The organism is Kitasatospora cystarginea, from assembly GCF_039533515.1.
In the GTDB taxonomy this organism is placed as follows: domain Bacteria; phylum Actinomycetota; class Actinomycetes; order Streptomycetales; family Streptomycetaceae; genus Kitasatospora; species Kitasatospora cystarginea.
In genome coordinates, this window is sequence record NZ_BAAATR010000012.1 from 175,956 (window position 1) to 196,495 (window position 20,540).

19 protein-coding genes and 2 pseudogenes are annotated in these 20,540 nt (G+C 71.1%); 15 read left to right on the plus strand and 6 right to left on the minus strand.

The genetic code is table 11. The features are described from left to right. Positions 1-8 precede the first annotated feature (8 nt). The 3 genes from ABD369_RS16200 (at position 9) to ABD369_RS16210 (ending at position 3,877) form a co-directional block, all read left to right on the plus strand. Positions 9-1,169, plus strand: coding sequence for a permease (locus ABD369_RS16200; RefSeq protein ID WP_344637124.1), 1,161 nt, complete (start codon positions 9-11; stop codon positions 1,167-1,169). Positions 1,170-1,292: 123 nt separating this feature from the next. After that, positions 1,293-2,393, plus strand: a complete 1,101-nt coding sequence (locus ABD369_RS16205) for a C40 family peptidase (protein WP_344637100.1) — start codon at positions 1,293-1,295, stop codon at positions 2,391-2,393. Between the two features lie 137 nt (positions 2,394-2,530). After that, positions 2,531-3,877 carry a lytic transglycosylase domain-containing protein gene (locus ABD369_RS16210; RefSeq protein WP_344637101.1) on the plus strand — a complete coding sequence of 449 codons (1,347 nt, stop codon included), beginning with the start codon at positions 2,531-2,533 and terminating at the stop codon, positions 3,875-3,877. A 61-nt stretch (positions 3,878-3,938) separates the two neighbouring features. Here ABD369_RS16210 and ABD369_RS16215 read toward each other — a convergent pair whose 3' ends face one another. Further along, positions 3,939-5,774, minus strand: a complete 1,836-nt coding sequence (locus ABD369_RS16215) for a right-handed parallel beta-helix repeat-containing protein (RefSeq protein WP_344637102.1) — start codon at positions 5,772-5,774, stop codon at positions 3,939-3,941. Positions 5,775-5,868: 94 nt separating this feature from the next. Here ABD369_RS16215 and ABD369_RS16220 point away from each other — a divergent pair, with 94 nt between their 5' ends. Beyond that, the gene (locus tag ABD369_RS16220; RefSeq protein WP_344637103.1) at positions 5,869-6,822 is read left to right on the plus strand and encodes a TetR/AcrR family transcriptional regulator; all 954 of its coding nucleotides are present in this window, start codon (positions 5,869-5,871) and stop codon (positions 6,820-6,822) included. Positions 6,823-7,006: 184 nt separating this feature from the next. Here the strand turns inward: ABD369_RS16220 and ABD369_RS16225 are convergent, their stop codons facing one another. Further along, a complete protein-coding gene (locus ABD369_RS16225; RefSeq protein WP_344637104.1) occupies positions 7,007-8,659 on the minus strand; it encodes an APC family permease in 1,653 nt (550 codons plus the stop codon). Positions 8,660-8,805: 146 nt separating this feature from the next. After that, positions 8,806-9,363, minus strand: coding sequence for an MFS transporter (locus tag ABD369_RS41145; RefSeq protein WP_425557631.1), 558 nt, complete (start codon positions 9,361-9,363; stop codon positions 8,806-8,808). A gap of 194 nt (positions 9,364-9,557) precedes the next feature. Between ABD369_RS41145 and ABD369_RS16235 the strand changes: the two genes are divergently transcribed. From ABD369_RS16235 to ABD369_RS41150, 4 genes and pseudogenes are all read left to right on the plus strand, one after another. Beyond that, positions 9,558-9,839: a metal-sensitive transcriptional regulator gene (locus ABD369_RS16235; protein ID WP_425557632.1), complete on the plus strand. Its 282-nt coding sequence runs from the start codon at positions 9,558-9,560 to the stop codon at positions 9,837-9,839. Between the two features lie 51 nt (positions 9,840-9,890). Continuing rightward, positions 9,891-10,844, plus strand: coding sequence for a hypothetical protein (locus tag ABD369_RS16240; RefSeq protein ID WP_344637106.1), 954 nt, complete (start codon positions 9,891-9,893; stop codon positions 10,842-10,844). Between the two features lie 71 nt (positions 10,845-10,915). Beyond that, positions 10,916-13,234 (plus strand): heavy metal translocating P-type ATPase, encoded by a 2,319-nt coding sequence (locus tag ABD369_RS16245; protein ID WP_344637107.1) that lies wholly within the window; start codon positions 10,916-10,918, stop codon positions 13,232-13,234. Between the two features lie 71 nt (positions 13,235-13,305). Then, a pseudogene (locus ABD369_RS41150) lies at positions 13,306-13,671 on the plus strand (GNAT family N-acetyltransferase); the annotation flags it as partial. An 89-nt stretch (positions 13,672-13,760) separates the two neighbouring features. Here the strand turns inward: ABD369_RS41150 and ABD369_RS16250 are convergent. Then, positions 13,761-14,561, minus strand: a complete 801-nt coding sequence (locus tag ABD369_RS16250; protein ID WP_344637108.1) for a DUF4232 domain-containing protein — start codon at positions 14,559-14,561, stop codon at positions 13,761-13,763. A 326-nt stretch (positions 14,562-14,887) separates the two neighbouring features. Then, complete coding sequence (locus ABD369_RS16255) at positions 14,888-16,165, minus strand: hypothetical protein (protein WP_344637109.1); 1,278 nt, start codon at positions 16,163-16,165, stop codon at positions 14,888-14,890. A gap of 452 nt (positions 16,166-16,617) precedes the next feature. Here ABD369_RS16255 and ABD369_RS16260 point away from each other — a divergent pair, with 452 nt between their 5' ends. Beyond that, positions 16,618-16,749, plus strand: a complete 132-nt coding sequence (locus ABD369_RS16260) for a hypothetical protein (RefSeq protein ID WP_344637110.1) — start codon at positions 16,618-16,620, stop codon at positions 16,747-16,749. Between the two features lie 223 nt (positions 16,750-16,972). Here ABD369_RS16260 and ABD369_RS16265 read toward each other — a convergent pair whose 3' ends face one another. Then, positions 16,973-17,539 carry a helix-turn-helix domain-containing protein gene (locus tag ABD369_RS16265; protein ID WP_344637111.1) on the minus strand — a complete coding sequence of 189 codons (567 nt, stop codon included), beginning with the start codon at positions 17,537-17,539 and terminating at the stop codon, positions 16,973-16,975. Positions 17,540-17,619: 80 nt separating this feature from the next. Between ABD369_RS16265 and ABD369_RS16270 the strand changes: the two genes are divergently transcribed. From ABD369_RS16270 to ABD369_RS16295, 6 genes and pseudogenes are all read left to right on the plus strand, one after another. Further along, a complete protein-coding gene (locus tag ABD369_RS16270) occupies positions 17,620-17,799 on the plus strand; it encodes a hypothetical protein (protein ID WP_344637112.1) in 180 nt (59 codons plus the stop codon). Next, a complete protein-coding gene (locus tag ABD369_RS16275; RefSeq protein ID WP_344637113.1) occupies positions 17,796-18,641 on the plus strand; it encodes a class I SAM-dependent methyltransferase in 846 nt (281 codons plus the stop codon). Before ABD369_RS16270 ends, ABD369_RS16275 begins: the two co-directional genes overlap by 4 nt. Before the next feature lie 25 nt (positions 18,642-18,666). Continuing rightward, positions 18,667-18,963 carry a heavy-metal-associated domain-containing protein gene (locus tag ABD369_RS16280; RefSeq protein ID WP_344637114.1) on the plus strand — a complete coding sequence of 99 codons (297 nt, stop codon included), beginning with the start codon at positions 18,667-18,669 and terminating at the stop codon, positions 18,961-18,963. Between the two features lie 103 nt (positions 18,964-19,066). Beyond that, positions 19,067-19,339, plus strand: coding sequence for a hypothetical protein (locus ABD369_RS16285; protein ID WP_344637115.1), 273 nt, complete (start codon positions 19,067-19,069; stop codon positions 19,337-19,339). 18 nt (positions 19,340-19,357) lie between these two features. Further along, entirely contained in the window at positions 19,358-19,768 is a 411-nt protein-coding gene (locus tag ABD369_RS16290) for a metal-sensitive transcriptional regulator (RefSeq protein ID WP_425557633.1), read from the plus strand. 584 nt (positions 19,769-20,352) lie between these two features. Then, positions 20,353-20,540, plus strand: a pseudogene (locus tag ABD369_RS16295) (UDP-N-acetylglucosamine--N-acetylglucosamine transferase); the annotation flags it as partial.

Below are 20,540 nucleotides of genomic sequence, written 5' to 3' on the forward strand. Positions count from 1 at the left end.
TGTCCGCCGTGACCGCAGTACTGCACGCCCTGTCGATCACCGGGTCGATGACCTGGGAGATCACCTGGGCGTTGATCCTCGGCTTCCTGCTGTCCGCCGTGGTTCAGGCCGTGGTGCGCAAGTCCACCGTCTCCGGGCTGATGGGCGACGACCGGCCGCGTACGCTGGCCGTCTCCGCGCTGCTCGGCACGGCCTCGTCCTCCTGCTCGTACGCGGCCGTGGCGCTGGCCCGTTCGCTCTTCCGCAAGGGGGCCGACTTCACGGCCGCGATGGCCTTCGAGATCGCCTCGACCAATCTGGTCGTCGAACTCGGCGTACTGCTCGTCCTGCTGATGGGATGGCAGTTCACGCTGGCTGAGTTCATCGGCGGGCCGGCCATGATCGTGCTGCTGGCGCTGCTGTTCCGGCTCTTCCTGCACACCAGGCTGCTCGACCGTGCCAGGGCGCAGGCCGACCGGGGCCTCGCCGGATCGATGGAGGGCCACGCCGCGATGGACATGTCGGTGTCCGGCCAGGGCCCGTTCTGGCGCCGGCTGCTCTCCCGGGAGGGCGTGACCGCCACCGCCCACGTCTTCGCGATGGAGTGGGCCGCGATCTGGAAGGACCTGGCCGGCGGGCTCCTGGTCGCCGGCGCCATCGCCGCCTGGGTGCCTGACTCCTTCTGGCAGGCACTCTTCCTGGACAGCCACCCGCTCGCGGCGAGGTTCTGGGGACCGCTGGTCGGCCCGCTGGTCGCGATGGCCTCGTTCGTCTGCTCGATCGGCAACGTGCCGCTGGCGGTGGTGCTCTGGAAGGGCGGCATCAGCTTCGGCGGGGTGGTCTCCTTCATCTTCGCCGACCTGCTGATCCTGCCGATCCTGAACATCTACCGGAAGTACTACGGCGTGCGGATGGCGCTCTTCCTGCTCGGCACCTTCTACGCCGCGATGGTGCTGGCGGGTTACACCGTGGAGCTCCTGTTCGGCGCACTGGGCATCATCCCGGACCACACGGCGGCCAGCGTTCCCATGGGCGGGGTCCGGTGGAACTACACGACCTGGCTGAACCTCGTCTTCCTTTTGCTCGCCGCCCTGTTGACGGTCCGCTTCGTCCGCACCGGGGGCCTCGCCATGCTGCGGATGATGGGCGGCGCGCCGGCCGACGCCCGCGACCACGAGCAGCACCGGTAGAGCACGATCCCGATCAAGCAATAGTTGCACCAAGACTCGGTAAATACTAATTTTCTATGCGCGGTCCGTGACACCCACCGCTGCCCGCCGATGTCTTGACCGCGAAAGAGGAGTGACGCTCTGTTGGGGAACCATCGCCGCCCTAAGCCCGCCGGCCGCGCCCGGATGACCATGCTGGCGGCGACGGCGGGAGCCGCCACCGTCCTTCCCGTGGCCTCGGCCGCCCATGCCGCGCCGAGCGGGAACATCGAGCAGGTCAAGGCCCAGGTGGACAAGCTCTACGAGGAAGCCGAGGTCGCGACCGAGAAGTTCAACAAGGCGGGCGAGCAGCAGCAACAGCTCCAGGCCGAGACGTCCAAGCTTCAGGACCGGCTCGCCGCACAGCAGGCGAGGATCAACGAACTGCAGTCCACCCTCGGTGCGGTGGCCGCCGACCAGTACCGCTCGGGCGGGGTGGACCCCTCGGTCCAGCTGATACTCAGCGCCTCCCCCGACGAGTACCTGCAGCGTGCCGGGCTCCAGGACCAGGCGAACGACCAGCAGGTGGCCGCGCTGCGCCTGGCCCGGCAGCTGCAGCTCTCGATGGACCAGACCCGCAACGAGACCGCCGCCAAGCTGGCCGAACTCGACCGTGCCCGGCAGGATCTGGCCGAGCGGAAGCAGGAGGCGAAGGCGAAGCTGGCCGAGGCCCAGTCCATACTCGGCGGCCTCGAGGCCGCCGACCGGGCCAAGGTCCTCGCCGACGGGAACGACCAGGCCGCCTCCCGCGGTTCGGGCCGCACCTCCCCCGGTGATCCGTCCGGTTCCACCGGTGGCGGTTCGTCCGTCGGTGGCGGCCCGTCGGGTTCCGTCGGCGGCTCGTACACCGGTCCGGCGAGCGGCCGGGCCAAGAGCGCGCTCGACTTCGCGTACGCACAGATCGGCAAGCCGTACCAGCCGGGCGGTGTGGGCCCGAGCTCCTTCGACTGCTCCGGGCTCACCCAGTCCGCCTGGCGTACGGCGGGAGTGTCCCTGCCCCGGACCACCTGGGACCAGTGGAACGCCGGCCACCATGTCTCGCAGTCCGACCTGCAACCCGGCGACCTGGTCTTCTACTTCCAGGACCTGCACCACGTCGGGATCTACGTGGGCGACGGCAAGGTGCTGCACGCCCCGCGGCTCGGGAAGAACGTCCAGATCGTCCCCATGAACGTCATGCCGTACATGGGCGCGATCCGCCCCTGACGCGGCATCCGGCAATCGCTGCCCGGGCTTCGATCGGTGCTCATCGAACGTTCGGACAACCGAGCTAAGCTGGCGCGGCGTTGACACATCGTCCCGCCCGCATACCGGTTTTTTTCGAACATCAAGGGGGGAATCGGATGACTGTTTTCAAACAGGTCATAAACCGAACAAGAGCACAGAAAAGGGCAACCTGGGCGCTGGCCGCCCTCACCGCGGCCGCCGCGCTGACGGGATCTCAGACGCTCCATCTGTCCTCGGCGTCGGCCTCCGGCACGGACGCCGCGGCCGGCCAGTCGGCCGACGGCGGCGGTCCGCGGGTCCTGCAGCAGCCGCCGGTCAAGCCGGCCACCCCGCCCGGGAGCACCGCTCCGGGAGCGGGCTCGAAGAGCACCGCCATCCTCCCGAACGGCGCTTCGCTGCCCGACACGGTCTACACCGCCTACCGCAAGGCGGAGGACGCCCTGGCCATCAGCTCGCCCGGTTGCCACCTCAAGTGGCAACTGCTCGCAGGCATCGGCCAGGTGGAGTCCGGGCAGGCCGACGGCGGCCAGGTGGACGCCAACGGCACCACTCTGACGCCGATCCTCGGCCCGGCCCTGGACGGCAACAACGGCTTCGCCGCGATTCCGTCCAGCGACGGCCGCTCCGGCTGGGACCGGGCCATCGGGCCGATGCAGTTCATCCCCTCCACCTGGTCGGTCTGGGGCACGGACGGCAACGGCGACGGCAAGGCCGACCCCAACAACGTCTTCGACGCCGCACTGACGGCCGGCCGCTACCTGTGCGCGGACGGCCGCGACCTGTCGGACTCCGGGCAGCTCGACCGGGCCATCCTCAGCTACAACTACTCGACGGACTACCTCAACACCGTCAAGAACTGGATGCTCCACTTCGAGAACGGCGCCACCGTCACCCCCGACCGGCCCGGCGATCCGTGGAGCATGCCGAAGCCGATCCCGGTGCCGCCCACCACCGGCGGCTGGTACCCGGCGCGCCCGACCTCGAGCCCGTCGGCCAGCCCGAGTCCGAGCAACAGCCCGTCCGGCACGCCGAGCCCGTCGGCAAGCCCGAGCGGCAGCGGCTCACCTTCGGCAAGCCCGAGCGGTAGCACCTCGCCGTCGCCTTCGGCCAGCCCGAGCCCGTCGACCTCGCCGAGTCCGTCGGCAAGCGGATCCGCCTCGCCGTCCGCGTCGCCGTCGCCTTCGGGCTCCACCTGCCCGAGCCCGAGCGGGTCACCCAGCCCGAGCGCGTCGCCGAGCCCGAGCGGCAGCGCCTCGCCGTCGCCTTCGGCCAGCCCGAGCCCGTCGACCTCGCCGAGTCCGTCGGCAAGCGGATCCGCCTCGCCGTCCGCGTCGCCGTCGCCTTCGGGCTCCACCTGCCCGAGCCCGAGCGGGTCACCCAGCCCGAGCGCGTCACCCGGCCCGAGCGGCAGCGCCTCGCCGTCGCTGACGCCCGCACCGTCCCCGGCGTCGAAGCACCACTGAGACTCGCGCCCCGTCTGAGCCCCCGGGAGTCCTCCCGGGGGCTCAGTGCTGTTCCCTCTGATCAGCCGTCTGCGGCGGCGCCCCGGCCGGCCGTCGCCAGGATGTCCGCCCCGGCGGGGTCGGCGGTCAGTGCCTGTTCGAAGCCGTCCTTCGGCAGCACGGTGTTCCCGGCGACGACCACGCCGGCCGGCGGGTCGCCGTAGCCCTCCGGCCGGTCATCCCAGAAGTTGCCGAGGAAGGCCACGTTCTCCAGCGGCGGCGTCACCCTGAGCACGATCGGCGTGTCCCCCCGGTAGACGACATTGCCCAGCACGGTCACCCAGGCGGCGCCGAAGTCGGTGTACAGGCCGAAGTTGTACGAAGTGACGGTGTCGCGGATCACATTGCCGCGCACCAGGGTGCCGCCGGCGTACGAGGAGCCCTGGCGCCCGTTGAGGTAGATGCCGCCACCGTCGGCGAGCACCGTCATGGTGCGGTGGATCAGGTTCCCGACGATCTGCACCCGGGCCGCCCGGTCACCGCCGACGAGGATGATGCCGCAGTAGGGCACGTCGTGGATCTCGTTGTGCGCCACGGTCGTGTCGCGGGCGTCCGCCACCCACACGGCGGGCGAGCCGTGGTACTCGCGGCCGATCCGGCGGATCAGGTTCCGCTCCACCCGGGTGCCGGTGCCGGCGGCCACGGCCACGCCGCTGCCCGAGACGTCCTCGATGACGTTGCCGAGGATCGCGTTGTCCTGCCCCGGTCCCGAGAAGCCGACCGCTCCGGCACCGAGCCGGGTGAACCTGTTGTCCGCCAGGGTGATCCGCACCCCGCCCGTGAACTCGACGTTGGCCGGCAGCATCGCCGGGCGCTCCGGTACCGCCAGCCGGGCGTTGCCCTCGGCGAGCTCGACCTGCCGCAACGGGCCGCCGTCGTAGTAGCCGTTGCCGTGGAAGTGCAGGAACCCGCCGGGTCCGCTAGGCCCGGTCCAGCCCGCGTCCGTGAAGGTGAGTCCGCGCAGGGTCACGTCGTGCAGCGGCCTCTCCTCGGTGCCCCGGCCGACGACCAGCCGCTCCAGCACCGGCGCCACGATCTCCGCCCGCGCCGGGTCCTCCCCGGGCAGCGGCAGGTAGTGGAGGACGTGGCGGCCGGGCACCGACCGGTCGAGGGCGAAGCTGCCCGGCTCGGTGAGGAAGCTCACGCTGTTCTCGGCGGAACTCGGCGCGCCGATGGTCGCCCACACCCCCGAGGAGCCCGCCCCGGGCGGGAGCTCACCGGTCCACTGCGCCCGGTAGAGCTCCCTGGCCCACCCGAACCCGGGCTGAGCCATGGTGATCGTGCTGGAGTCCGCGTCACCGCTGATCTCCGCCACCCGGCAGCGGGCCTCGGACCACGGATAGACACCGGTGAAGGCGAACTCGATGCTTCCCGGATCCCGCCAGCTCTGCGGAATCTCGCTGTCCGTGACGAAACCTGTCTCGGTTATCGTCACGGCCCCGGGAATACCAGGGCTGACCGAGGCTCGCGGAGCCGGGCGGCCGTCGACCTGGAGCTGCCTGGTCTCCAGCTCACCGACTTCGGCCCGCCAGACGCCCGCCTCGCCGGGCCGCCAGCCGGTGATCCGCCGGCCGCCGCTGATGACGGCCTCCTCCCGCTCGTCCGTCCCATGGCCGTGGGCCTGGTAGACGACCCGGTAGCCGTTCTCCCCCGAGTCGCCCTCCTCGGCACTCAGCACGAACGGCTCGGTCAGCACATGGGTCCCGGCCCGTAGGGAGACCACGAGATCCGACCCCATGGCTCCGGTGCGGGCCCGCACGGCCCGCTGCGCGGCGGGCAGCGTGGCGAACGGCCGATCGAAGGTACCGGGCCAGGAATCCCGACCCCAGGGCGCGACGTAGAGCTGGTTCTCAACCATGGGACAGCCTTCCCCAGAGGTGTTTATGGCATACACAGCGTGTACACCATAAACATCCGGCTAAGGTGGCTGTCAAGGACGAGGAGGGATGAGCATGACTGGCCAGAATCCGGCCCCGGAGAATCCAGCACCAAAGACTCCGGCCGCCGAGAACGCCGCGGCGGATCCGGACCGCACCGTCGAGTTGCTCTGGAGTGCCGGCGAGAGCCGGGACCGGGCGGGGCTCAGCCTGGACCGGATCGTGCGGGCCGCCGTGGAGATCGCCGACGCCGAAGGGCTCGCGGCACTGTCCATGCGCAGCGTCGCCGAGCGGCTGGGCTACACCACGATGTCGCTGTATCGACATGTCCCCGGCAAGGCGGAGCTGGTCGAGCTCATGCGGGACGCGGTGATCGCCGAGTCGGCTGTCCGGCAGGGCGAGGCCGGCGATGGCGAGGACGACGGCGACTGGCGGGCCGCTCTGGAGGCCTGGGCCCGGGCGCACTGGGCGATCCACCTGCGACACCCCTGGCTCGTCCACACCTCGGGCAGCCGACGGCTGCCGGGGCCGAACATCATGGCCGACTACGAGCACGGCCTGCGGATCGCCGAGCGGACGGGGCTGCGCGCCTCCGAGGTGATCTCGGTGGTCGCGCTGGTCGCGGGCTTCGTGCAGACCTCCGCCCGGCAGTTGCACGAGTTCCTCCGCGAGGAGCAAAACTCCGGCGTCTCGCACGAGCAGTGGTGGCGCGGCCAGGACGGCCTGATCGAGCACCTGGCGGCATACCCCACCCTCGGCAGGCTCTGGCAGGCCGGCGGCTTCGACCGGCCCGAGGACCCGTTCGACTTCGGGCTCGCCCGGACCCTCGACGGCGTCGAGCTGCTGGTCCAGGGCCGCCGTAGCGAAAAGAGTGACGAAAACGGTGCTCCGGCACCGGACCGCCCGCCCGCCGGTCACTGCACGGTCTGCGGCACCCCACTCGAAGGGACCACCCGGGGCCGCCCGCGCGACTACTGCTCCCGGGCCTGCCGTCAACGTGCCTACCGCCGCCGACAGGCGACCAGCTAGGGCCGCCCGAGGGGCGCGCAGACCTGCTGCCGCCGTATGCACGAGCGGAGCACCGTCGTGGCGGGGGGGGTCGCCCGGTGGCTGGAGAAACACCGCAGGGGCGCGGGGACCCGCGCGGACCGGCCCTCCCCGGAGGTCCTTGGTCTCGCGCGCGGGTCCCCGCGCCCCTGGTGCTACTCGGTTGTCAGCCGGCGACCGGCGCGGCCTCGTCGGCCGTGGCCGGGGCAGCGGCCGACTCGGCGGCCATCTCCTCGCGCACCTCGGCGAGCGACGGGTTCTGCCAGGAGCTGCGGACGCCCCAGTAGTAGAAGGCCAGACCGATCGCGGCGACGATCAGCAGGTCCCAGCCCTCGGGCAGGTAGCCGTGGCCACCGTAGTCCGCGCTGCCCGCCCAGGAGACACCCGCCATCACCAGCAGGTAGCCGACCATCCAGCAGCCTGCCAGCAGGTGCGGCTTGAGCACGGCCCACGGCTTGCGCAGCTCGTACCAGGCCCAGATCGGCAGGCCGGCGGCCATCAGCACGATGACCTTGCCGGTGAGCGGCCACTTGGCCCAGTACAGCACCAGCGAACCGAAGACCATGGCCACCGGCGCGATGATCGGCATGGCCTTCAGCTTGACCGGACGCGGCAGCTCCGGCGCCAGGCGGCGCAGCGACATCACGGCGACCGGGCCGGTGATGTACGAGATCACGGTGGCCACCGAGACGATCGAGGCGAGCGAGCCCCAGCCGCGGAAGACCGCGAGGAACAGGAAGGCGATGAACAGGTTGAGCAGCAGCGCCGGGCGCGGGATTCCGGTCTTGGGGTCGACCCGGCCGAAGATCGACGGCAGGTGGCCGTTCTCCTGGACACCGTGGATCATGCGCGAGGTGGTGGCGGCGTAGATCATGCCGGTACCGCTCGGCGAGATGAAGGCGTCCGCGTACAGCACCATGGCCAGCCAGTTCAGGCCCCAGGCCAGCGCCAGGTCGGCGAGCGGGGACTTGTAGTTGATGCTGCCCCAACCGTGCGCGAGGTCTCCGGAGGGAACGGCCAGCAGGAAGGCGAGCTGCAGGGCGATGTAGATCACCAGGGCGATCAGGATCGAGGTGATCACGGCCTTGGGCAGCGACTTGCCCGGGTTGCGGGCCTCGCCGGCCAGGTTCAGCGGGGACTGGAAGCCGTTGTAGGCCCAGACGATGCCGGAGGTGGCGACCGCCGTGAACACCGCGCTCCAGCCGTTGGGGGCGAAGCCGCCGTGGTCCTGGAGGTTGTGGGTGTCGAAGTGCGACATCAGCAGGGCGCCCGCGGTGAGGGCGGGCACGACCACCTTGAAGACGGTGATCGCCGTGTTGGTCTTGGCGAAGAGCGAGATCGCGAACCAGTTCAGGACGAAGTACACGATCAGCAGCACGCTGGCCAGGGCCACGCCGCTGCCGGTGAGCTCCTGCCCGTCGTACAGGGCCTTGGCCCAGCCGAAGCTCCAGGAACTCATGTACTGCACGGAGGCGGTCGCCTCACCCGGGATGACCGAGACGATGGCGATCCAGTTCGCCCAGGCGGCCAGGTAACCGGCCAGCGAACCGTGCGAGTACTGGCCGTAGCGGACCATGCCGCCGGCCTTCGGGAACATCGATCCGAGCTCGCTGTAGGTGAGAGCGATCACAAGTGCGACCGCCGCACCGATCACCCAGGCCAGCGTCGCGGCCGGACCGGCCAGCTTGGCGGCTCGCGCGGCACCGAACAGCCACCCGGAACCGATGATCGAGCCGAGGCCGACCGCGGTCAGGCTGATGGTTCCGAGTGAGCGGCGGTAGTTCTGGTCTGACCGCTTTGTTGGCTCAGGCGCGCTCAATGTGTCGCCCCTTCGGGTTGGTCGCCAGGGCCTCCGGATGAGGCTCCTGTCCTGATCGGCACCGGCCACGAAGTGACTTCAAAACCACGGCCAGGCAATGCGTCGCAGACTAAGCGACCAACTCGGACGAAATGCTCATACAAAGCTCAAATCGTTCGATCGTTGCCATCTTGTGTCCGATAGCCGGTTGCCTGGTTCACGCGAAATCTGCGTAGGTCGCAGGCATCTGCCCAGTGAACCATGACAGCCGTGGGCGCTGCGGACCAGTCGATGATCCACCGGGGACCCCCACAGTCCGGACAACCACCATGCGTAGCGCAGCTGTTGCCATTGGTAGCGCCCGGCCGCGATCGCGGTCGTGGGTGGGGCGCTCGCAATCGGCTGACTAGCTCGACAGTGACGTTGCCCGCCAGTCCCGCAGCCAGCGAGCCGACGGCCAGCGCGGCCCAGCCGATGCTGAACAGCCCGCGGGCTCCGAAGAAGTCGGAGAGGCGGCCGCCGAGCAGCAGTGAGCCGTCGAAGGCGACCACGTAGGCATTGAAGACCCAGGACGGGTTCTCCTGGGTGAAGCCGAGGTCGCCCTGCATCTTGGGCAGCGCGACACCAGTGATCGACGTGTCCATGATGACCATGAGCTGGGCCGCCGCGATCAGCCAGAGGACCTTCCCGCGGCTCCGGTTGGGCGAGTTACCGGATGCGAGCACCAGGTCTACGTACCGGTCGGCGGTATATCGGCGAGAGGAACATGGCGCCGCCCAACCGAGAGGGACATGGCCGGGAACGGTGATTGATCGAGCGGGGCTTGAGGTCGGAGCAAACCCCCGGGGGGTACTTGCCCGTGGATACCCTGGGGGGGTACCGTCTACACCACCAAGACGAACAGACGGGAGGTCATGGCATGGCCGGGTACATCGACTCCAAGAGCGAGATCACCAAGCGGCCGCGCCGCATCGAGGGCCAGGTACGCGGCCTCCAGCGGATGGTCGAGTCCGACACCTACTGCATCGACATCCTGACCCAGGTCTCGGCGCGCACCAAGGCACTGCAGGCGATCGCCCCGGGGCTGCTCGACGAGCACATGAGCCACTGCCTGGTGACGGCGGCCGGGGTGGGCGGCGCGGAGGCGGACGCCAAGCTCCAGGAGGCCTCCGCCGCCATCGCACGACTGCTGCACTCCTGAGCTTCCGCCACCGGTACGCCGCTCCACCGTCCGCCCCGAAGGAGAGATCCGTTGAACACCCCGACCAAGCTCGCCGGCTTCGCCCTGGTCCTGGCGGTCGCCCTGGGCGGAGCGGCCGGCATCGGCCACGCCGTCGGCCCGATCGGCGCCCCGGCCCGGATGCACCACGGCACCGCCGCCTCCGGTGCCGGGCACGGAGACCACACCACCGACTCGAACACCGCGACCGAGGAGACCCCTGGAGGACTGATGGTCACGCAGCACGGCTACACCCTGGAGGCCGCCACAGACACCCTGACCGCCGGGCAGCCACAGACGCTCTCGTTCGTCGTCCGCGGCCCCGACGGCAAGCCGGTCACCGACTACACCGCCACCCACGAGAAGGACCTCCACCTCATCGTGGTCCGCCGCGACCTGGCTTCCTTCCAGCACCTGCACCCGACCCGGGACGCGGCCGGTACCTGGAGCATCCCGCTGACCCTGCCGAGCGCCGGCGAGTACCGGATGTTCACCGACTTCGCCCCGGCCGGCGGCCAGGGCCTGACCCTCGGCACCGACCTCTTCGCCGCCGGCGAGTTCACCCCGCAGCCGCTCCCGGCCCCCGTCGCCTCCGTCAAGACCGACGGATACTCCGTCAACCTGGAGGGCAGGCTGGAGGCCGGGAAGACCTCCAGGCTGACCCTCACCGTCAGCAAGGACGGCAAGCCGGTCACCGATCTGCAGCCCTACCTCGCCGCCTACGGGCACCTGGTGGCGCTGCGCGCGGGCGACCTCGCCTACCTGCACGTGCACCCGGACGGCATGCCCGGTGACGGCCGCACCCCCGCAGGCCCCGGCATCACCTTCTACGCCACCGTGCCGAGCGCCGGCGACTACCGGCTCTTCCTGGACTTCAAGCACGGCGACACCGTGCACACCGCCGCCTTCACCGCGCACGCCGAACCCGGCACCGGCCCGGCCGAGGCCGGCGACGAGCACGGCGGCCACGACGGCCACCAGCACTGACCGCGCTCCCGGCCGACACCCCCCGCCCGTACCCAGAACGCGCCCGACCGCAGTACCCCCGAGGAGGGGTGATGAGCTCCGCAACCCAAGACAGGACCCTGCCCGCCGGCAGTGCGCAGATCGAGCTTGAGATCGGCGGCATGACCTGCGCCTCCTGCGCCGCCCGGATCGAGAAGCGGCTGAACAAGATGGCGGGCGTCACCGCCACCGTCAACTACGCCACCGAGAAGGCCAAGGTCACCTTCCTGGAGTCGATCGAGCCGCTGGCCCTGGTCGCCGAGGTGGAGAAGGCCGGCTACACCGCCGCACTTCCCGCGCCCCCGGCCGCCGAGCAGCCGCAGGAAGCGGACGAGAGCGCGCCCTCGGCAGCAGACGAGCGGGTACGGGCGCTGCGGCAGCGGCTGCTGATCTCGGCCGCACTGACCGTCCCGGTGATCGCGATGGCAATGGTCCCGGCGATCCAGTTCACCTTCTGGCAGTGGCTCTCGCTCACCCTGGCCGCCCCGGTCGTCGCGTACGGGGCCTGGCCCTTCCACCGCGCCGCCTGGACCAACCTGCGGCACGGCGCGGCGACCATGGACACCCTGATCTCGGTCGGCACGCTGGCCGCCCTGGGCTGGTCGCTGTACGCACTGTTCTGGGGCACCGCCGGCACACCGGGCATGACGCACCCGTTCGAGCTCACCATCGGGCGCAGCGACGGCTCGGGCAACATCTACCTGGAGGCCGCCGCCGGCGTCACCACTTTCATCCTGGCCGGCCGCTACTTCGAGGTCCGTTCCAAGCGACGGGCCGGATCGGCGCTGAAGGCGCTGCTGGAGCTCGGCTCCAAGGACGTCGCGGTGGTCCGGGACGGCCGTGAGCAGCGCGTCCCGATCGGACAGCTGGCCGTCGGTGACGTCTTCGTGGTCCGTCCCGGTGAGAAGGTGGCCACCGACGGTGTGATCGTCGAGGGCACCTCGGCGATCGACGCCAGCATGCTGACCGGCGAGTCCGTCCCGGTCGAGGTCTCCCCCGGCGACGCCGTGGTGGGTGCGACGGTCAACGCCGGCGGACGGCTGACGGTCCGTGCCACCAGAGTCGGCGCGGACACCCAACTCGCCCAGATGGCAAGGCTGGTGGAGGACGCGCAGAACGGCAAGGCCGAGGTGCAGCGGTTGGCCGACAAGGTCTCCGGGATCTTCGTACCCGTGGTCATCACCCTGGCCGTCGCCACCCTCGGCTTCTGGCTGGGCACCGGCGCGGGCATCAGCTCGGCGTTCACGGCGGCCGTCGCGGTGCTGATCATCGCCTGCCCCTGCGCCCTGGGCCTGGCCACTCCGACCGCTCTGATGGTCGGTACCGGGCGCGGCGCCCAGCTCGGCATCCTGATCAAGGGCCCCGAGGTGCTGGAGTCCACCACCGGCGTGGACACCGTGGTGCTGGACAAGACCGGCACGGTGACCACCGGTCAGATGACCCTGGTCGAGGTCGTCCCGGCCGAGGGTGAGGACAGCGAGCGGATCCTGCGCCTGGCCGGCGCCCTGGAGGACGCCTCCGAGCACCCGATCGCCCAGGCGATCGTCAAGGGCGCCGTCCAGCGGGTCGGCACCCTGCCGCGGGTCGAGGACTTCGCCAACATCGAGGGCCTGGGCGTGCAGGGTGTGGTGGCCGGTGACGGCACCAGCCACGCCGTCCTGGTCGGCCGCACCCGCCTGCTGGAGGAGTGGAGCCAGCACCTGGCTCCCGAGCTGGAGCGAGCCAGGACGGAGGCCGAGGCCAAGGGCCGCACAGCCGTCGCGGTCGGCTGGGACGGCAAGGCACGCGGGATCGTGGTGGTGGCCGACGCGGTCAAGCCGACCTCGGCCGCCGCCGTCCGCCAACTGCGCGCGCTGGGACTGCGCCCGGTGCTGCTCACCGGCGACAACGCCTCGGCTGCCCGCGCGGTGGCCGACGAGGTCGGCATCGAGGAGGTCATCGCCGAGGTGATGCCCGCCGACAAGGTGGACGTGGTCAAGCGCCTCCAGGGCGAGGGCCGCAAGGTGGCCATGGTCGGAGACGGCGTCAACGACGCGGCCGCGCTCGCCCAGGCCGACCTCGGGCTGGCCATGGGCACCGGCACGGACGCCGCGATCGAGGCGGCCGACCTGACCCTGGTCCGCGGTGACCTGCGGATCGCGGCGGACGCCATCCGCCTCGCCCGGCGCACCCTGGCCACCATCAAGAGCAACCTGTTCTGGGCCTTCGCCTACAACGTGGCCGCGCTGCCGCTGGCCGCCGCCGGACTGCTCAACCCGATGATCGCCGGCGCGGCGATGGCCTTCTCCTCGGTCTTCGTGGTCTCCAACAGCCTCCGGCTGCGCCGCTTCGACGCCCTGCCCGACAACCGCACCGCCGAGCCGACCGCCTGACGGACCGCCACCGTCGACCGCCCCCGTGAGGCCGCCCGACCGCCCGGTCCGGCGGCCTCACGGCATTCGCCCGGGCCGGCGGCGAAATCGTCGGTGTCGCCGCCGGCGGAATCACCACCGTCGGATCCGGCGAGATCTACACCCTCCGCACCGCCCCCGGACACAGCGGGAAGGGCATCGCCACCGCGCTGATCGGTGCCGCGACGGCGCAGCAGCGGGCTCGCGTCGCCACCGAACAGTGGGTCGGGGTGTACGGCCCTGAGGACCCGGCCTTCGAGTTCTTCACCAGGCACGGCTTCACCCCTGCCCCCCCCGGCCGGCACCCCGCCGACCACGGCCGCTCCCCGCCTCGCTCCGCATCCGCCGCGCCCTCTGAGAACCGCGACGCTCGCCGGGCAGCGCCCGAAGCGTGGGGCTCTGCACCAACGGCAACCTGACCGCGCGCATCCGCAGCGGGCAGCACCCGGGGCGCGAGGCTCTGCCAGATCGACCGCGTACGCGACCGGCCGGGCGCCCTGGTGGAGCGTCACTTCATGACGGGTGCGCTCATCCACATGTGGTTCTCGCAGACGGCGATCGCCATCCGCTTACCGTGCGCGTCCGTCATCCTGAGCCCGAGACCGACCTCGTGCGGTGCGGCGTGCGGCGCAAGCACCTGCCCCTGGGCGAGGTCGTCCGACGGGAAGTAGCAGATGCCGCCGGTGCCCGGCACCTCGCTGTAGTGCAGGTCGACGACCGCGGAATGCCCCGGCGCCAGCACCAGCCGGGCAGGCGCCGTCCTGGCCGCGACCGCAACCACCTCGAGCCCCTTGCCGACGTGCACCCGGAACCACGGATATCCGTCGAAGGCACACGCCGCACCGCCGCCGTTCTGCGCGGTCAGCCGCGCCACGGCCGGGTCCCCGGATGCCGCCTGTGCGTGTTCCAGGTGCACCAGGGTCCAACGCAGTTGCCTGGACTGGCAGTTGCCCGCCGCCTTGTCCGACGCCGGCAGCGCGGCCGTCCCCGACGGGACCGGTCCGTTCGCCGTCGCGGAGAGCGAGGTCACCGGTGACGCCGAGTCGGACGCCGCCAGCGGGCTCGCCGGTACGGCGCTGCCCGAGGGCGCAGCCGTACTCGCGGAGGCGTTCGGCGCCGCGCTCACCGTGTCGGAGGCCGACGGCACGCCGGAGCCGGAGGCCCGGGCACCCGGGGAGGAGGTATGACCGGCCGCCGAGGCGGTCGACGTGGCCCCCGCCGCCTCGCCGTCCCCCTCCGGCCCACAGGCACTCACCGACAGGACCAGTCCCGCCGCGACCGCCGCACCGGCCATCAGCCGTCTGTTCATCCAAGCCTCCCCCATAGTCGTATCGGGTGATGACCTCGCCTTCGCCACCGCCCTCACCCTCCGGACCGTGAGTTCTGTGAGCCTAGAGGACCCGACGGACACTACACCGGGATACCTCCGTCTCCTGCGGGAGGCAGGCCGAGCGAACCGGAACTCGCATGACAGCACCGCGTGCGCCGGGCCGGGATCCGCCCGACCTGGCGCACGCGGTACTCGCCTTCTGCTCTCCGCGTCCGCTTCTCTACCTGCTTCCTTCCGGCGCCTGTGCCCGCTGCCTCCACTCGCTCCGTTCCGGTCCGGCCCCGCCTCCCCGGGGACAGCCCCGGTCAGTCCCGGGTGGCCCGGCGGAGTACCAGCAGCATCGCGCCGACCGTCGCGAGCAGCGCGGAGAGCAGCATCATCGGGGTCTGCACCGAACCCGAGTGGGCCAGCTCACCGTGGTGGTGGTGCTCCTTGCCCCCCTCGTGGTGGTGGCCCTCCTCACCTTCCTCGTGGTGGTGGCCGCCCCGGCTGGGCTTGTGGCCCTCCTTGCCGTGCTCCACGACCAGGGCCTTGGCGCCCTCCTGCTCCTGTTCCTGCTTGACCGTGTTGTCGTTCGTGATCGAGACCTTGATGGTCTGGTTGCCCTGGGTCTGACTGGACGTCTGAATGGGGTTGTTGGCCTGGGTGGGGCTGGAGGTGGCACTGCCGGTGCCGTCCTGGGTGGGGTTCGAGGTGGCACTGCCGGTGCCGTCCTGGATGGGGTTGGCCGTCTGGTTGGACGTCTGGTCAGCGTTCGTCGACTGGTCCTGCTGCTGCTGTTGTTGCTGCTGCTGGTCCTGCCCTTGGTCCTTGCCGTGCTCGCGACCCTTGCCGTGCGCCTTGCCGTGCTCCTTGCCGCGCTCGCGACCCTTGCTGCGCTCCCCACCATTGCCATGGTCCTCGTGGCGCTCCCCACCATTGCCATGGTCCTCGTGGCGCTCCCCACCATTGCCATGGTCCTCGTCGCGCTCCCCACCCTTGCCATGGTCCTCGTGGCGCTCCCCACCCTTGCCATGGTCCTCGTCGCGCTCCCCACCATTGCCATGGTCCTCGTCGCGCTCCCCACCATTGCCATGGTCCTCGTCGCGCTCCCCACCATTGCCATGGTCCTCGTCGCGCTCCCCACCCTTGCCATGGTCCTCGTCGCGCTCCCCACCCTTGCCATGGTCCTCGTCGCGCTCCCCACCCTTGCCATGGTCCTCGTCGCGCTCCTCGCAGCGCTCGTCGCAATGGCTACCCCGCGGGGTTACCCACGCGAGGCCGGGCAGCTCCGCCGGTCCGGCCGTCCGGTGGCGGTTCTCCCACTCCGGCGCACCCTCGAATTCCTGCGACTCGATGCCGTCGGCGCCTTCGTCGGCCTGCGCAGCACCCTCTTCGGGAGGTGCCATTTCGGGGCTGACACTGTCCTCCGTTCCTGCCTGGCCGAGAAGCGCGTCCACCCAGGGGGAATTGCTCGTCCCCATGTCGCCGGGCATGACGTCCGAGGTCCAGTCGGAGTGCGCGTGCGCTGGGCTGCCTCCCAGCACTACCAGGGCGAACGAGGTCAGTCCCGACACGACGAGACCGGCTGCGCGGGTCTTCATGATGCTCCCAATGTGATCGGCAAAGCGGATTCTCTGTCTACAACAAGGGCCGATTTATCCAGCGCATACACACAGCACGATCAAAATATCGATGTGGTTATTAACCCGAACGGCCTTGCGTAGCGCCGCATCGCGATACCCAAAGGGAGCATTTCTTCGTTTATATGACTGCATATATTCGAATCTCAGTCCGGATCGAGCCGTGGCATCCACCCGCCAACACGTGGCCCCCGCACCCATCACTGGCTCGGGTCCGGCTCCGCGGCCGAGACTGGCGGACGACCCCGGGTGCTCTCGTGGCACCGGCCGTCCCCGGCGGGGCACCTGCGCGCACTCCGGAGGAGCCATGGCCATCCGCAGCCTGTCCGGGCCCGCCCCGCTCGCGTCCCCTCGACCCCCCTCACGACATCCGCCGGCCGGCCGGCATCCGTTGGACCCCGGGGGTGGAGTCGATGGCGCCTCCCACCCCGCACACCACCTGGCTGCAGGACTTCCTGCTCAACCCGCACGCCGCGGACATCGTCGGCTATCTGAGAGCGGCCCGCCGCACCGGCGGCCCGGTCCTCGATCTGGGCGCCGTATGAAGGGCAGTCGCCCCTGACGAACTTCCCGTACAGCGCGCGCTCGCACGGTCCGCAGTACGGCAGCACCCGGGTGCGCGCCACCAGGACGCCGTCGGCGTGGAGCCAGCGGAGCAGCGAGGTCACGAAGGGGGGCGGTGGTCCTCGTCCCGGCCGGGCCGGACCAGTCGGTCGAACTCGACACCGGCCCGGTGCCGAGCACGGAGGAACTCCCCCTGCCCGACACCTACTTCGCGCGCGGCTTCGCGCGGACGTGCATCCGCTCGCCCTGCGGCCCGAACAGGCTGAGGATCTCCACCGGTCCCTCCCCCGTACTGCCGAACCAGTGCGGCAACCGGGTGTCGAACTCGGCGGCCTCCCCCGGCTTGAGCACTATGTCGTGCTCGGCGAGCACCAGCCGCAGTCTGCCGCTGAGCACGTACAGCCACTCGTGGCCCTCGTGCGTCCGGGGCTCCGGCTTGCTGCGACTGGTGCCGACGACCATCTTGAACGCCTGCGGTCCGCCGGGCTGCCGGGTCAGCGGGATCACCGTCGAGTCGCCGCGCTCCACCGGCTTCAGCCGCACCCGCGGGTCGCCGACCGGTGGCGCGTCGACCAACTCGTCCAGCGGGACCTGGTAGGCCTGCGCGATCGGCAGCAGCAGCTCCAGGCTCGGTCTGCGCTGTCCCGACTCCAGTCGGGAGAGCGTACTGACCGAGATCCCGGTGGTCTCGGACAGCGTGGCGAGCGTGCACCCGCGCTGTTGGCGGATGCTCCTGAGCCTGGGCCCGACGGCGGCGAGTACATCTTCCATCCCCCTATTGCAGAAATGGCAACATGGTTTGTCAACTGAGAGCGCCCGGACGCATGGTCGGCGGCAGGAGGTGTCCAACCATGCACGTGGAACTGGCCGTCGGCGGTGGCGTCGGCAGACCGGATGCCGCGCCGCTGCCGTCCCGGGCCCGCCGTCGGACCGCGGCCGCCGGGGCGGCGGCCGTGCGTGCGTTGAACCCGGACCCCATCGACGGAGAACTGGCCGGCGCACTGCCGGACGAACTGCTGGAGCTGGTGTGACGAACGACTTCGACTGGGCCGCGATGGCTGATCTGCTGGAGGTGGAGGGTGAGACGCACAGCCCCTATGTGCGCCAGGCCTTCGAGGAGTTGCGGCAGCTGACCGACTTCAGTCCGCGCCGGATCCTGGACGTGGGCAGTGGTCCGGGTGTCGCGGCCTGCTGCCTGGCCGCCCTCTTCCCGCAGGCCGAGGTCGCGGCGGTGGACGGGACGCCGGAGCTACTGGCCCGCGCGCAGGAGCGGGCCGGGCGACTGGGCGTCCGGCTGCGCACCAGACTGGCTGAATTCCCCTCGGACCTGGGCGAGTTGGGCCCGGCCGACCTGGTGTGGTCGGGCCAGGTGGTGCACCATGTCGGCGACCAGCAGGACGCGCTCGACCAACTGGCCGGCCTGCTGCGCCCGGGCGGCGCGCTGGCCATCGTCGAGGGCGGTCTGCCGGCCCGCTGGCTGCCGCGCGACCTGGGCTTCGGACGTCCCGGGCTGCAGGAGCGGCTGGACGTCGCGACGGCCGACCGGTTCGCCCGGATGCGGGCCGAACTGCCCGGCACGGTCACGGTGGTCGAGGACTGGCCCGGCATGCTGCGGGCCGCCCGGCTCACCGAGGTGCGCAGCCGCACGTTCCTGGTGGACCACCCCGCGCCGCTCGCCGAGGGTCCGCGGCGGTCGGTGCGACGGCTGCTGGAACGGCAGCGTGCGACGCTGGACGGGGCACTGGACAGCGAGGACCTGGCGGTGCTGGACCGGCTGCTCGACCCTGCCGACCCGGCGGGTGTCGACCGGCGGTCCGACCTGTTCCTGCTGACCGCGAAGACCGTGCACTTCGGCCGTCGGCCCCGCGCGTGAGAGAGATCCAGCAAGGGAGCATCCGATGCCCGAGAACCTCCTCACCGAAGACGTCGCCCAGGTCGCAGGTTCCTGCTGCGGCGGCGGCTCGTGCAGCACCGCCCCCGTCGCCGAGGCCGGCACCCGGGCGGTCTACGTCGTCAAGGGCATGACCTGCGGACACTGCGCCGGTTCCGTCACTGCGGAGCTGAAGAGGATCGCGGGCGTCACCGCTGTCGCCGTCGACCTCGCCACCGGCGACGTCACCGTCGACAGCGAGCAGCCGCTGGACCGCGCAGCCGTCGCCGAGGCCATCGACGAGGCCGGGTACGAGCTGGTCTGACCCGCCGGCCACCGAAGCCCCGGGGGTGGCGCGCCGTCGACCCGCGGCGCACCACCCCCGGGCCACCCTCGCCCGCTGGTCCGCGAAGCGCCCCGGATCGGACGTGGACGCGCTAAGCGAGCACCGGCCCGCGGCGCCGACGACGACACCCGGGGCCGGCTCGGCACAGCCGAGGAGCACCGCCTTCGCCCTCGGCCAGTGCCTGGGCCCGCTGCTGGCGGGCACGCTCTCCGGCGGCCCGAGCGGGACCGCCGCCGGGCTGGCGATCGGCGCGGTACTCCTGGCGCCGGCCGCCGCCGCCGCGCTCGCCCAGCAGGCCCGAACCGTCCCGGCAGTCCCGGCCGGATCCGTTTCCACGGATACCGCCCCCGGGTAAAGTAGGCTGGCCGGTGGCGTGGCACACGCCCGTCAGACGGCCGCCGCGAGTGACACACCGGCAGATCCGGCCGGCATCGCCGATGGAGGTGTCCGCCCGGCAGGGCGGGAGCCGAGCACTTCAGGGAACCGGAGTAGGCCCATGGTCGAGCACAGCTACAGCAACCACAAGGACGACGTCCTCAAGAGACTGCGCCGCATCGAGGGCCAGATCCGCGGCCTCCAGCGGATGGTCGAGCAGGACACCTACTGCATCGACGTCCTCACCCAGGTCTCCGCGAGCACCCGCGCGCTCCAGTCCTTCGCGCTGCAGATGCTGGAGGAGCACCTCGCGCACTGCGTGAGCAACGCCGTCAGCGCCGGCGGCGACGAGGCCGCGCTCAAGCTCAAGGAAGCCAACGCCGCGATCGCCCGGCTGGTCCGCTCCTGATCTCCGCACCGGAGCCCGCCGCGGCCTTGGCTTGGCCCTGAACCCCACCAAGAAACGATCTTGGTGGGGTTCAAGGCCAAACTGAACCAGAACCGACGTGGCAGGGCCGACTCCGCCGCCCGCGCTCTTCGTTCCGCGGCGGGATCCGCGGAACGAAGACCTCCGGGATTCGGTGGTCCGCGCCACGGGGCCGGATGCCGTCCGCTTCGGCGCAGCCTGCCCCGGCAGCTTCCGTGGTCTGCCCAGGCTCACTGCCGGGGCAGGCTGCTTTCACCGCTCGCCGCCCCGGCGAACTCCCGCCCCGCTCACCCGGTGAACTCCCGCTCCACTCTTCGCCGTTGCCCCCGTCCGCGGCCTCTCGCCGATCCTGCCGGCGGCGTCCCCTGCCGCCGCGAACCGTGCGAGGCGGCCGGGTCACGGACTCCGCGCGTACTGAAGTGATCTTCAGCTTGCTTCAGGCTGGCTTCAGGCTTCCGGAGTGATGCTGAGCCGCACCGCCGGACGGAGGTTTCCGGCGCAGTGTCCCGCGCGAGGAGCCCTGGATGCCTCAGCCCCACACCCCGAAGCCATCGAAGAGCGGAGCCATGGGCACCGCAGCGACGGCCGAGGCCGAGGTCCGCCATCTGGCGGTGGTCGGTGGCCGTCGGGCTCCGCGGACGGACCGTACGCCGCCCCGCCGGGTCACGGTGGTGTCCGCGAGCATCGGCGCCGGCCACGACGGCGCGGCCCGCGAACTGGTGCGCCGCCTACGGCAGTTCGGACTCACCGTGGA

Excerpts from the sequence above, each read along its gene's own strand:
- ABD369_RS16210 (WP_344637101.1), top strand. The coding sequence starts at position 2,531 with ATGACTGTTTTCAAACAGGTCATAAACCGAACAAGAGCACAGAAAAGG.
- ABD369_RS16215 (WP_344637102.1), bottom strand. The coding sequence starts at position 5,774 with ATGGTTGAGAACCAGCTCTACGTCGCGCCCTGGGGTCGGGATTCCTGG.
- ABD369_RS16220 (WP_344637103.1), top strand. The coding sequence starts at position 5,869 with ATGACTGGCCAGAATCCGGCCCCGGAGAATCCAGCACCAAAGACTCCG.
- ABD369_RS16235 (WP_425557632.1), top strand. The coding sequence starts at position 9,558 with ATGGCCGGGTACATCGACTCCAAGAGCGAGATCACCAAGCGGCCGCGC.
- ABD369_RS16245 (WP_344637107.1), top strand. The coding sequence starts at position 10,916 with ATGAGCTCCGCAACCCAAGACAGGACCCTGCCCGCCGGCAGTGCGCAG.
- ABD369_RS16250 (WP_344637108.1), bottom strand. The coding sequence starts at position 14,561 with ATGAACAGACGGCTGATGGCCGGTGCGGCGGTCGCGGCGGGACTGGTC.
- ABD369_RS16255 (WP_344637109.1), bottom strand. The coding sequence starts at position 16,165 with ATGAAGACCCGCGCAGCCGGTCTCGTCGTGTCGGGACTGACCTCGTTC.
- ABD369_RS16260 (WP_344637110.1), top strand. The coding sequence starts at position 16,618 with ATGGCGCCTCCCACCCCGCACACCACCTGGCTGCAGGACTTCCTGCTC.
- ABD369_RS16265 (WP_344637111.1), bottom strand. The coding sequence starts at position 17,539 with ATGGAAGATGTACTCGCCGCCGTCGGGCCCAGGCTCAGGAGCATCCGC.
- ABD369_RS16270 (WP_344637112.1), top strand. The coding sequence starts at position 17,620 with ATGCACGTGGAACTGGCCGTCGGCGGTGGCGTCGGCAGACCGGATGCC.
- ABD369_RS16280 (WP_344637114.1), top strand. The coding sequence starts at position 18,667 with ATGCCCGAGAACCTCCTCACCGAAGACGTCGCCCAGGTCGCAGGTTCC.